This window comes from Sphingobacteriaceae bacterium GW460-11-11-14-LB5, assembly GCA_002151545.1.
Classification (GTDB): Bacteria; Bacteroidota; Bacteroidia; order Sphingobacteriales; family Sphingobacteriaceae; genus Pedobacter.
The window spans coordinates 170,490-183,827 of the sequence record CP021237.1; the positions used below are offsets into that span (position 1 = coordinate 170,490).

At 40.9% G+C, this 13,338-nt stretch carries 7 protein-coding genes; all 7 read left to right on the plus strand.

Going from position 1 to position 13,338, the window contains the following annotated elements; all coding sequences use genetic code 11:
* Positions 1–20 precede the first annotated feature (20 nt).
* Positions 21–3,131 (plus strand): hypothetical protein, encoded by a 3,111-nt coding sequence (locus CA265_00725; GenBank protein ARS38288.1) that lies wholly within the window; start codon positions 21–23, stop codon positions 3,129–3,131.
* Positions 3,132–3,228: 97 nt separating this feature from the next.
* Entirely contained in the window at positions 3,229–4,980 is a 1,752-nt protein-coding gene (locus tag CA265_00730) for a hypothetical protein (GenBank protein ARS38289.1), read from the plus strand.
* 125 nt (positions 4,981–5,105) lie between these two features.
* Positions 5,106–7,400, plus strand: a complete 2,295-nt coding sequence (locus CA265_00735; GenBank protein ID ARS38290.1) for a hypothetical protein — start codon at positions 5,106–5,108, stop codon at positions 7,398–7,400.
* A complete protein-coding gene (locus CA265_00740; GenBank protein ARS38291.1) occupies positions 7,400–9,520 on the plus strand; it encodes a hypothetical protein in 2,121 nt (706 codons plus the stop codon). Before CA265_00735 ends, CA265_00740 begins: the two co-directional genes overlap by 1 nt.
* Positions 9,521–9,581: 61 nt before the next feature.
* The gene (locus tag CA265_00745; GenBank protein ID ARS42840.1) at positions 9,582–10,772 is read left to right on the plus strand and encodes a glucuronyl hydrolase; all 1,191 of its coding nucleotides are present in this window, start codon (positions 9,582–9,584) and stop codon (positions 10,770–10,772) included.
* A gap of 346 nt (positions 10,773–11,118) precedes the next feature.
* Positions 11,119–12,342, plus strand: a complete 1,224-nt coding sequence (locus CA265_00750) for a hypothetical protein (GenBank protein ID ARS38292.1) — start codon at positions 11,119–11,121, stop codon at positions 12,340–12,342.
* 86 nt (positions 12,343–12,428) lie between these two features.
* Complete coding sequence (locus CA265_00755; GenBank protein ID ARS38293.1) at positions 12,429–13,268, plus strand: 5-dehydro-4-deoxy-D-glucuronate isomerase; 840 nt, start codon at positions 12,429–12,431, stop codon at positions 13,266–13,268.
* Positions 13,269–13,338: the final 70 nt, after the last annotated feature.

Consider the following 13,338-nt stretch of genomic DNA (forward strand, 5'->3'; position numbering starts at 1 on the left):
AAATGATAACCATACCTATTATGCAAAAAATATTATATAAATTATTAATCCTTTTTACCCTTTTGCCCGGCATTTCTTTGGCGCAAACGGTTATTAGAGGAACTGTAGTCGACAATTCGGGGCCCTTACCTGGTGCTACAATTGTAGAAAAGGGCTTAACCAATAATGGAGCCGTAAGTGATGGTGAAGGTAAATTTCAATTTACTTTAAAAGGCACCTCAAAAACCCTTATTGTTAAATCAATCGGTTACTTAACCCAGGAGGTTAATGTTGCTGGAAAAACAGTAGTATCCATCAATTTAAAGGCCGATACTAAGGGCCTGGATGAAGTGTTGGTTGTTGGTTTTGGTAAGCAAAAGAAAATTACCAATACCGGGGCTATCAGTTCGATTTCGGCATCAGAGATTAAACAGAATCCAAGTGCAAGTATCCAGAATACCCTCGCAGGGCGATTACCCGGTTTTACTTCACAACAAAGAAGTGGCCAACCTGGAGCAGACGGGGCAGCTTTCTTTATCCGTGGCGTAAGTACTTATGCCGGTAGTACCTCTCCTTTAATTATTGTTGATGATGTGGAATATGATTATAACCAGGTTTCCGATATCGATCCCAATGAAGTAGAAACTGTTTCCATTTTAAAAGATGCCTCCACCACTGCTGTTTATGGAATTAAAGGTGCGAATGGCGTATTGGTGATCACCACTAAAAGAGGATTAGCCGGTAAACCACGAATTAATCTAAAGTCGGAGGCAGGTTATCAGATGGATGTAAATACTCCTGAATTCTTAAATTCTTATGAGGCTAAATTATTAAACAATGAGGCACTCAGAAATTCGGGCGATTTAACCAATAAAGCTTATGCTACAGACGCCGATTTGGCTGCTTACCGAGATCATACCGATCCTTATGGACATCCTGATATTGATTGGTGGAAAACCATTTTTAAACCAGGTGCTATGATTACCAGGCAGAACCTCGATTTTCAGGGTGGTACAGAAAGTGTAAAATACTTTGTATCGGCAGGTTATTTATGGCAGAATGGTAATGTAAGGGATTTTAGTTCAGATAACGGTGTAAATAGTAATTTCTATTACAAACGTTATAATTTTAGATCGAACTTAGATATTCAGGCAACCAAAACCTTAAGTATCCGCTTAGATTTAACCGGACGTTTCGGCGAAACCAACCAGCCTTTTAATTCACAACAGGGCAATGCCTATTATGCAAACGGAAATGGTATTGTTGGCGAAATTTACAGTGGTGGTTATTTACCACCCTGGGCTTTCCCGGTTACCAACCCAAATGGCTCGTACCCATACAACCCTTTGTTAACCAATGCAAATACCAGTATTATTGGCCGTTTGGCAGAGTCAGGCTATTCGAGAACTTTTGATAATGACCTGAATATTGTTTCGAGCGCCAGTCAGAAGTTAGATTTTATTACACCTGGTTTGGCGGCTAAAGTATTACTATCATATGCAAGTGCCCAAAGTTATAGCGTAAGTGCAAGTAGGACCGCATTACCTTATTACTTATATAATTCGGCTACGGGGCTTTACCTGCCATTAAATGCTACGCAGTACCGTACTCCGCCATTTGCAGCAGGATACAGCAATACCAGTATTTTCCGTACCTTAAGTACACAATCATCTTTAAATTACGATCGCAATTTTGGCGACCACCGTGTATATGGTTTGATATTGTATAACGATAACCGTGTAATTAATTCCACTACTACAGGTGATGCCAATCAAGGTCCAGGAGTGCCAACAGTAATTACAGGAACAACGCTTAGGGGTGGTTACGATTACAAAAACAAATATCTGATTGAATTTAACGCCGCCTACAATGGTACCGACCGTTTTACAGGTTCGAAAACCAAAGGTTGGTTCCCTGCTGCATCGATAGGCTGGAATATTTCTGAAGAGAAATTTTTCTCGGATAATATCAAGTTTATAGATTTATTTAAAATCAGAGCATCATATGGTATGGTGGGATCGGATGATATTGGTGGGGCGAAAAAATTCCTTCAGCTATATACTTTAGGAACGGGTTCTTACAATTTTGGTACATCACCTACCTCATATAACGGCATTACCGAGGGTAGTTTAGGAAACCTGGATGTAACCTGGGAGAAAGAAAAGAAACTTGATGTGGGTATTGACCTGAACATGTTTAAAGGTAAGCTAAAAATTACTGCCGATTATTTCAACAACGACAGGTACGATATTTTAACCACCAGACAAAGTGTTCCCTTTACCATTGGGGTAGGTTTACCACCGGTTAACCTGGGTAAAGTAAATAACAGAGGTTTTGACGGAGAGGTAAGCTACAACGAAAAAATTAACGATTTCTCGGCAGGGGTTAGGTTAACCTTTTCTTATGCCAAGAATAAAATCCTGTATCAAGATGAAGCACAGCCTGCTTATCCCTGGTTAGCGGCTACAGGCAACCCAATTGGTCAGTATTTTGGATGGCACTTTTTAGGCTTTTATACTGCAGCAGAAATCGCCGATCCTAATGTGGCCAAACCAACAACAGCAGTCGGTCCAGGTGATATGAAATATCAGGATTTGAATGGGGATAAAATTATTGATGATACCGATAAAGGGGTAATTGGCAAACCAAACCTGCCAAACACTACCTATGGGGCAAACTTTAATTTCGGGTATAAAAACTTTTATCTGAATGTATTTTTCCAGGGTTCATATGGTTATAGTACCCGTTTCCACTCGGAGACTATTACTCCTGGAAACTCGAACTATCAGCCGATACATTTGCAACGCTGGACACCAGAAACAGCTGCTACAGCTATCTTTCCACGATTGGGTGGTAATGCGGTAACCAATTTTCCAAACGCAACCAACAATTTCTCTGATTTTTGGACGAGAGACAATTATTATGTGCGTTTAAAAACGGCAGAAATCAGCTACCTGTTTCCAAATGCATTGGCTAAAAAACTACGCCTTTCTGCAATAAGGCTATATGCCAATGGTAACAACCTGCTTACCTGGACCAACGTAACCGACCTTTACCAGGTAGATCCTGAAAATGGAAACAGTACCACAACGGTAATCAGTGTTTATCCAACCCAGCGTATTTATAATCTTGGATTAAATGTTACATTTTAATTAAATGATCATGAAACCATCATGGGCATGCTGTTTAAAAATAGTGATGAATATGCCCATGATAGCTTCATCAACTAGAAAATAAATCATTATACAGATGAAAAAGAAAATTTCCATCATAGCCTTATTTGCGCTTATCATCATCAGCTATTCCTGTAAAAAAGGAGGCTTATTGGATGAGAGTACTTTAACTACCTTAAACGAAGAAACTACCTTTGCCGACAGTATAAATACCCAGGCGTTTTTAACGCGCATCTATCAGCAGGTTGGCTTTCAATATGATATTCAGTACCTTGATGCCGGTGGGCATTCGGGTGCGGCTGATGAAGGTGTTGCGGGCCGTTACAACGGTACCCAAAATTCAGCAGTGGTTATTGCCTTTGGTCTGGTGTCTAAAAGCTCAACCAATAGCGATTTTACCGGTATGTGGTCGGTTCCTTATCAAAATATCAGAAGGGTAAATGTACTTCTGCAGAATATTGGTGGTGCACCATTAAGTGCAGCAACCAAAAAAGGCATGATTGCCGAAGCCAGGTATTTAAGAGCCTGGTATTATTTCCTGTTGATCAGGGCTTTTGGAGGTGTACCATTACTGGGTGATAAGGTTTATGATATTACCGAGGATTTTAACTTGAAAAGATCAACCTACCAGGAGTGTGTAAATTATATCGTTTCAGAATGCGACGCGGCAAAAGCAGATTTACCGACCAATGTAACCATTGTAACCTCTCAGCCCCAAAATTATGGTCGTATTACCCAGGGAACCTGCATGGGTTTAAAATCGCGTGTTTTACTATATGCCGCAAGTCCTTTATTTAACGGTGGTCAACTTGCTACGGGAGGTGAAGTGCGTGAGCTAACAGGTTATGCTGCTTACGATAAAGAACGCTGGAAAAAGGCTGCCGATGCTGCATTGGATATTATCAATACCGGTAACTATTCTTTATATGTAGATAATGGTGCGGCAAGCGGTACAACCAACAGAAACGGATATGGCTTTTATAAGGTTTTTCAGATGCGGGTAAACAGCGAATACCTGTTTGCGGCAATGAGGGGTGCACAACGTGAGTTTGAAACTTTTTTACTGCCACAGAGCAGATCTGGTGGTTATGCCTTTACGGTAAGCCAGCAAACAGTAGATAAGTTTCCGATGATTAATGGTAAAGCCATTAATGAAGCAGGTTCTTTATACGATCCGGCCAATCCTTACGCCAACCGTGATCCCCGTTTTGCCAATTCTGTCATTTATAACGGAGCACCCTGGATTTTAAGCGGTAATAATGCTGCTCCGGTAAATACTTATGTAGGTTCTGGCACAACAGACGCTGTAAGTGGGCCGCTTGGATTTAATACGGGTTACTTTCCACGTAAATATCTGTTAGAAAATTCTACAGGGAATGGAGAGCGGTGCTGGGGGCTAATCCGATATGCAGAAATTTTATTGAATTATGCTGAAGCCCTTAACGAGTATAGTGGACCAGTAGCAGAAGTGTACGCCCAGCTAAGGAAAATAAGAGAGCGTGCTGGTATTACTGCAGGTACAGATGGTAATTATGGAATTAAGGCCGATGCTACACAAGATGAAATGCGCACCATTATACAAAAAGAACGCGATGTAGAATTGTTTATGGAAGAACACCGTATGTGGGATGCCAGAAGATGGAAAACAGCTGCGGTTGATTTTGAAAAACCAATACGTGGCGTTAAGATTACCAAAACAGGCAATACTTATAGCTACGAATATGTAGATGTGCGTGAACATCATTTTCCAGCCAACTATGGTTTATTCCCGATGTTGGCTTCAGAAATCGCAAAAAATACCGCATTGATCCAAAATCCAGGCTGGTAAAAAATATGAAACATCAGTTCAGTCTGATAAAAAATGGTTAGTATCGTTAGTTTGGGGCCACCTTGCCTGGCTTGGTGGCTTTTTTAAATGTTAAAATTTATTATTGAAGCGAAAATTAAATAGAAATGCCGTTTAACAAATTAAGATACACCCGTAGCTTACTGAAAGCATACCTCTCTGTATCCTTGCTGATATTGCCTTTCATTACCTGTGTGGCGCAAATACCAGCTAATGAGGTAAACTGGCCTGTTTTTATGGCCAGGCAAAACTTAAAATGGGATCATCTTGGTAAAGATTATTACAGTGGTATTATTCTGGGTAACGGGTTGCTCGGTACCAATATTTATAAAGAAAACGACAGTCTAATCCGTTTCGATATTGGCAGGAGTGATGTGGTCGATCACCGCGAAAAACTGATGCCTGCCGCAGGTAAATTGTATACGCAATCGCGTCTGCCCATCGGTTATTTTACGCTTAAAACTGAAGGTAAAATAACAGGTGCCAAAATTGAGCTCGATATTTACAATGCCGAAGCCAAAGGCAGCATATCTACAACGCAGGGAACAATCTCCTTTACGGCCTTTGTTGCAGTCAATCAAAATGTAATTAGTATTTCGGTTAATGCCACGCAGCAAGAAAAAGTTTCAGCCTGGAAATGGAACCCGGGTAAAAGTATCAGCCCGAGATACCTGCAAGGCTACCCGACAGATAAACCTGCAAACTATCCCGAAAACCCGCCTGTAAAAATTTCGACTGAAAACGGTTATACTTTTTGTAATCAACCCTTATTCAATAATGGTGGTTATACCACAGCTTATCAAATTAGTGGTCATGCCAGTGCTGGTAAACTGCTGGTGAGTGTGGGCTACGATGGATATAATAATCTTGATGAAACTCAAGAAGCCTTAACTAACCTTAAAAACTTTAATTCCGGTAAGGAAGCTATTGTAGCACACCGCAATTGGTGGCATCGCTATTATCAGCAGAGTTTTGTTGCCCTGCCCGATAAACGCATGGAAAATTTTTATTGGATACAGCTTTATAAACTCGCTTCGATAACCCGTGCAGATAAACCCATAGCCGACTTAATGGGTCCCTGGACAAGTGCTACACCCTGGCCAGCCATCTGGTGGAATTTAAATACCCAGCTTACTTATTCGCCAATTTTTACGGCCAATCATTTAGAATTAGGCGAATCGTTGTTTAAGGCCTTAAATGTTCATCAGCAAAACTTAATCAACAATGTTCCGGCGCAATGGCGTAATGATGCTGCTGCCATAGGAAGGAGCTCTTCTTACGATCTGGTCAGCCCAATTACGGAAGCAGAGATTAACAAAGGGACTTTTGAGCCTGCAAACCTCACCTGGATGTTATATTATTATTACCAGTATTATGTCTATAATAAAGATGAGCAGACCCTCCGCACTAAAATTTATCCTTTATTAAAAAGATCGGCAAATTTTTTAATTCATCAGCTTAAGCAAGATGAAAAGGGGATTTATCATTTTCCAATGTCTCATTCTCCGGAATACAAAAATGCAGAAGATGCAAATTATACCTTATCGAGTTTAAGCTGGGCTTTGCAAACTTTAATTAAGGTAAATAAAGCACAGCAGTTAAAAGATGCCGACGCCGATAAATGGAACTTGATATTGAAAAACCTGGCACCATTTCCCGTTGGAGATACCGGGTTTTTGATTGGTAAAGACGTGCCGTTAAACAGCTCGCACAGGCATTATTCACACTTACTGATGATTTACCCATATAATCTGGTGAATTGGGAGCAGCCAGAAAATAAGGAACTGATCAGCTTATCTTTAAAAAACTGGCTTTCTTATAAAATTGCGCTTGCTGGATTTTCTTTTAGCGGTGCGGCCTCCATTTATGCCGGTATGGGAAATGGCGATATGGCTTACCAGTGGTTAAATGAACTGTTCGATCGTTTTATGCAGGTCAATACCCTGTACCGCGAATCAGGGCCGGTTATCGAAACACCATTGGCTGCAGCAACATCGGTGCAGGAAATGCTGATCCAAAGCTGGGGAGATAAAATCAGGATTTTCCCGGCCATTCCATCCAGCTGGAAAAATGTGTCGTTTAAGCAGCTTAGGGCAGAAGGTGCTTTTTTGGTCAGCGCAGATATGCAAAATGGCGAGACAAAAAACATTAAAATAAACAGTTTAAAGGGAGGGAGCTTAACATTAGTGAGCAACATGGGTAAATTCTCCATCCGGTCGAATAAGCGGAGTAAAGTAGGTTATCAGCTCTTTAAAGAAGGCGAAAGAATCAAAATTGAAATTAAAAAAACCATAATTGGAGAAACCATACAGCTGGTTTCTGCTAGCTTTGAAGAAAAACAAGCGCCAGATTTTCCTTATAGTCAATATCAAAACTGGTTCTGGGGCTTAAATAAAAAATAATGATGTTTGCCGTAAATAAAAAAACAAACGACAAAATAAAGTTTCACCAAAAAGTTAGACTTGGATTCCTGGCGGGATGCTTAGTGCTGATGAGTATATCATCGAAAGCACAAAACGAACCTTTTAATATTATTCTGCAACGGATTAATCAAGATTTGCAGACTTTTGTTAAAGATAAGCCCCTGGCTGATGAGGTTAGCCAGCACCTTAAAAATCTAAATACTGATGGCAGCTGGCAGGATGTTAATTATGCCGATGCCCAATATGATCCCTTAAAACGGATTAAAGATATGGCAACGGTTTATATCCGCCCATCGAACAAGCTGTATAATAACGCGGCGCTCCATAGCGCGATTGTTCAATCGTTACAGAACTGGCTGGATAAAAACCCGAAGAACAAAAACTGGTGGTACAACGATATTTTTTATCCGCAAGCGATCGGGCAAACCTTGATATTGATGCGCAGTGCAAAAACAGGACTTCCTCCAGCCTTAGAGAATGCATTGATTAAACGGATGATCAGAAAGTTAAGAGTTGGTGATGGTGCCAACACTTCTGATGAGGCGTTACATTATTTATACCGGGCCTGTTTAACCCAGAATAAGGCGACCCTAGATTCTGCGGCGAAATATCTCTTCGAACCTATTGCGATAATCGACGGAAAAGAAGGTGTTCAGGTTGATGGCAGTTATTACCAACATGGAAAACAACAGGCCATTGCCAGTTATGGAAGGGTGTTTGCCGGAAATTCGGTTAATGCGGCTTTTTATTTAAGGGAAACGGAATATGCTTTGCCGAAAGATCAGTTGGCTATTCTGGTCAATTACCTTAAAAATACTTTCTTAAAAACCATAAGAGGATCGTTCTACGATTTTAATGTACGCGGACGCGGGATTAGCCGTAAAGATTCGTTAAGCAGCGGTCTGGGTGGTATCGTCAGTAAAATTAAGCTATTCGATCCCGAAAATACGGCTTACTGGGATGCTTCAGCATTAAGAACGTCGGGTAAAAAGCCTGCCGGTTATGGGCTTACACCTGGTCACAACCAATACTGGAAAAGCGGTTATACACTGCATGTTCGTCCTGCATATACTTTTAGCGTCCAAAGCGCATCTACCCTAACCTTGCGTACGGAGCGTGGCAATAACGAAAATATATTGGGGAAATTTTTACCCGATGGGGCAACCAATATTCAACGCAATGGAGCTGAATATGCCAATCTGATGCCGGTATGGGAATGGGATAAAATCCCCGGAACCACCAGTAGAGATTATGCCGATGATCATGGCGCAACCATTAAAAGCGATTGGGGAATTCCGGGTACAACCAAATTTGTAGGCGGAGTTAGTGATGGTGTTTATGGCGTTTCGTGTTACGATTTAAACTACGATAGTGTTCAGGCCAAAAAAGCCTGGTTCTTTTTTGATCAGGAAATAGTTTGTTTAGGCGCTGGGATTAGGAGTGATTCGAAAGAAAATATCACCACCACCATTAACCAGACCTGGTCGAGGGGTGAGGTCATTTCATCAAATGGCGCACATGCTAATGGCAACAGCGAAATCTGGGCACTTCATGATAGTATTGGGTATATATTTCCCCAAGGTGGGGAATTAGAGATTAGCAATAATCCCCAAAATGGAAGCTGGTACCGCATCAATCAATTTCAGAGCAAAACCGAATTGCAACATAAGGTATTTAAAATCTGGTTAAATCATGGTCAAAATCCCCAGCATGCCAGCTACCAATACCTGGTTTTGCCGGGAATTGATGCTAAAGGTTTAAAGAAATACAACCGATCGATGATACAGGTATTAAAAAATACAGAAGAAATCCAGGCGGTAAAACATATAGGTTTAAATATGTTGCAGGCTGTGTTTTACAAGGCAGGCACATTATCGGTTAACGGATTATTCCTCCATGTTGATCAGCCTTGTACCGTTTACATTAAAGAGTTGAATACTAAAAGCCCAGTGCTTTACCTGGCAGATCCTGCACAGGAGCATACTACTGTACATGTAGAACTTAAACTGCCGGGTTTATCAAAACCAAAAAGCATAGCTTGTAATTTGCCAGATGGCGCTTTTGCAGGTGCTACAGCGAGTTTTAAAATAAAAGAATAATAATAAACAGACTATGATATGCGCTGCGAAGGAGCGCTTCATTACCTTTAAAAACACAAATATACAGATGAAAAAAATCAATTTAATTGCCGCATTACTCCTGCTTACGGGGGCTGGCTCATTTGCCCAAACCGCCAGGAAGCCAATGGCCCAGTTAATTAACGATGAATTTAAATTCGCCGCCGACCAATATAAAGTGCTGGCTAAAAATATACCTGAGGGCAAAACACCTCAAAGTTTCGACAAAGGTAAATCTATAAATTACGATATTAAGTGGTGGTGCAGCGGGTTTTATTCAGGCAGTTTGTGGTACATATACGAACAAACCAAAGATCAGAACATTAAAAAAGAGGCAGAGCTGGCCTTAAAAGTAATAGAACCCAACCAAACTTATACTGGAAACCACGATTTAGGTTTTATGATGTACTGTAGTTTTGGGAATGCTTACCGTTTAACAGGCAAAGCAGAATATAAAGCCGTAATTCAGCGTTCTGCTGAATCTCTTGCTACGCGTTACCGCCCGGTTGTAAAATCAATCCAATCATGGAACAAAAGCAAAATGTGGGAGTGTCCGGTAATTATTGATAATATGATGAATCTCGAAATGATGAACTGGGCAAGCGATAATGGCGGAGATAAAAAGTATAAAGAGATTGCTATTACACACGCCAATACTACTTTAAAAAATCATTTCAGACCAGATTTTAGTTCTTACCATGTGATAGATTATAACCCACAAACTGGCGAAATCATTAAAAAAGCAACCTGGCAGGGCGCTGCAAATTGCTCTGCGTGGTCGCGCGGGCAAGGCTGGGCCTTATATGGTTATACCATGATGTACCGTTTTACCAAAGATGAAAGCTATTTAAAACAAGCCAAAGGTATTGCACACTTTATATTAAACCATCCAAATTTACCGGCCGATAAAATACCATTCTGGGATTTCGATGCGCAAGGTATTCCTTTTGCCAAGCGCGATGCATCGGCAGGTGCATTAATCGCTTCGGCATTGTTAGAGCTGGGGCAGTATGCTTCTGGAAGCGAAAAAGCTGAATTCAAATCTGCGGCAGAAACCATGATTTATTCACTCGCGGGTAATGCCTACCATGCAAAATTAGGCGAAAACGGGGGCTTTTTATTAATGCATAGCACCGGTGCTTATCCGTTAAACAGCGAAATAGATGTGCCTTTGGTTTATGCCGATTACTACTATTTAGAGGCTTTGGCGAGATACAAGAAATGGTATTTGTAAAGATATTGATCATGACAGGATTTTAATAAAAAGCGTCGTCATCCTGAATTTATTTCAGGATCTTTCCTGCATTAAAGGATGCTGATGTTGATGCTTTGGGACAGCATGGCGATTCGTAAGGAAAAGAAGCTAAAAATTGATCAATACAAAATCATACAGATCGCTTAATCGGGTAAAATAGTAGCAGTTCACAGGCCACCTAGACCCGATTGAAGTGGACACGAGCCCGATTTTCATCGGGAGAGTAAAACGGAAAGCGGGAAGAAACTTGAATAGTAGTGCAGAGACCTGCTCTCCAAATAATTTAAAATTAACACTGAGTTTTAAGACTCACACTATAAAGAAAATGAAATACAAACTAATTTTTTCGGCACTGCTGATCTTCTCGCAGTTTGCTTATGCACAAAAGAAACCGGCCACCGGCGCCGAAGACCGTGCCTTTTGGGTTAAAACCTTAAACCGTATTGCGTACCCGGTAATCCATAACCTGGCTAACGAAACGTTAAAAAAGAACATGCCTGTAGAAAAAGCACCAGGTTATGGCTTAAATGCGGCTAAAGTTACTTATCTCGAAGCACTAGGGCGCACCATTGCAGGTGTTGCACCGTGGCTGGCTTTACCAGACGATGATTCTGCAGAAGGTAAACTTAGAAAAACCATGCGTACCGAACTTTTAAAAGGTTTGGCCAATTCGGTAAATCCCGAGAGTCCCGATTATATCAGTTACCGCTCAGAAAGTCAGCCTATTGTTGATGCGGCCTATGTTGCACATGCTTTCTTGCGTGCACCAAAAGCGCTGTGGGAACCACTTGATGAGCTCACCAAAAAAAGATTTATAGAAGAATTTAAATCGTTACGTACCCGTAGTGGTGCTTATAACAACTGGCTATTGTTTTCAGGTTTAACCGAAGGTTTTCTGTTAAGCATCGGCGAGCAGTATGATCCTGCCCGTGTTCAGTTTTCGATCAATAAAATGAAAGAATGGTACGTAGGCGATAGCTGGTATAGTGATGGTGAAAAATTTAGCATGGATTATTACAATTCTTATGTTATCCACCCGATGCTGGTTGATCTGTTAAAAGTATTGGTTGACAAGAAAAGAGCAGCTCAGGCCGATTATGATATCGCATTGAAAAGAATGGTGCGTTATTCAGAGTATTTAGAAAGGATTATTTCGCCAGAGGGCACTTATCCGGCTTATGGCCGCTCGATCACTTATCGTACAGCTGCCTTTCAGGCATTGGCCCAAACAGCCTTAATGGAAAAACTGCCTGAATATGTAAAACCATCGCAAGTTCGTGGTGGCTTAACCGCCGTCATGCATAAACTATATGATGGAAAGCAGAATTTTGACGATAAGGGATGGCTGGTGCTGGGCTTTAACGGTCATCAGCCGGAAGTGGCAGATACCTACACTTCAACGGGAAGTTTATATATGGCCACGCTGGGCTTTTTAAGCTTGGGTTTACCAGCCGATAGTAAATTCTGGACAGATGCACCTGCACCCTGGACCAGTTTAAAGGCCTGGAGTGGAGAAACCATAAAAAAGGATTATAAAGTTGAGTATTAATACAAATAATAAGTAAGGTATAAATATATTTGCGGATAGGATCTGATATCAGTTCAGGTCTTATCGCAAAACTCAATTTTTAACCAATGAATAAATTCGAAAGCCGTTACGCTCAAAGCCCTAAAGAAGTTAAACAAATGGATACCGCTGCTTTGCGGGATAATTTCCTGATTGAAAACGTATTTGAGGCAAACCAGGTAAACCTAACCTTATCTCATTTTGACAGATATATTGTTGGTGGTGCAATGCCTGTTGATCAGAAAATAGCACTTCCAAATCCAGATGATTTAAAAGCCACCTACTTTTTAGAGCGTAGGGAACTGGGTATTATTAATGTTGGCGGAAAAGCTATTGTTACTGCTGACGGCGAAAAATACGAATTGGATTATAAAGAAGCTTTGTATATTGGTAAAGGTACCAAAGAAGTGTTTTTTGAATCTGCTATCCCTGGCGAAGCTGCAAAATTATACATCAATTCTGCGCCTGCACACCATACTTATCCAAACAAAAAGGTAAGCAAAGCTGAGGCAGAGATTGTAGAATTAGGTACGCCTGAAACCGCAAATCACAGAATAATTAATAAGTTATTGGTAAATAGTGTTTTGCCTACGTGTCAATTACAAATGGGTATGACCGAGTTAAAATCGGGAAGTGTTTGGAATACCATGCCTGCGCATACACATGATAGAAGGATGGAAGCTTATTTCTATTTCGAAGTTCCAAAAGGACAGAGCGTTTGCCACTTTATGGGCCAGCCACAAGAAACCCGTCATATTTGGATGCAGAACGATCAGGCGGTTATTTCGCCAAACTGGTCAATCCATTCAGGTGCAGGCACAAGCAACTATACTTTTATTTGGGGTATGGCAGGCGAAAATCTTGATTATGGCGATATGGACCACTGTGCCATTACCGAACTGAAATAAATTCTTTTCGTCATCTCGACTGGCACAAAGCGAAGTGGAGAGATCTTTAAAATAGAACTTTAGAAAAAAA

What these genes read in the sequence shown, in the direction of transcription:
- CA265_00755 (ARS38293.1), top strand. Translation starts at nt 12,429, where the DNA reads ATGAATAAATTCGAAAGCCGTTACGCTCAAAGCCCTAAAGAAGTTAAA.
- CA265_00730 (ARS38289.1), top strand. Translation starts at nt 3,229, where the DNA reads ATGAAAAAGAAAATTTCCATCATAGCCTTATTTGCGCTTATCATCATC.
- CA265_00735 (ARS38290.1), top strand. Translation starts at nt 5,106, where the DNA reads ATGCCGTTTAACAAATTAAGATACACCCGTAGCTTACTGAAAGCATAC.
- CA265_00725 (ARS38288.1), top strand. Translation starts at nt 21, where the DNA reads ATGCAAAAAATATTATATAAATTATTAATCCTTTTTACCCTTTTGCCC.
- CA265_00740 (ARS38291.1), top strand. Translation starts at nt 7,400, where the DNA reads ATGATGTTTGCCGTAAATAAAAAAACAAACGACAAAATAAAGTTTCAC.
- CA265_00750 (ARS38292.1), top strand. Translation starts at nt 11,119, where the DNA reads ATGAAATACAAACTAATTTTTTCGGCACTGCTGATCTTCTCGCAGTTT.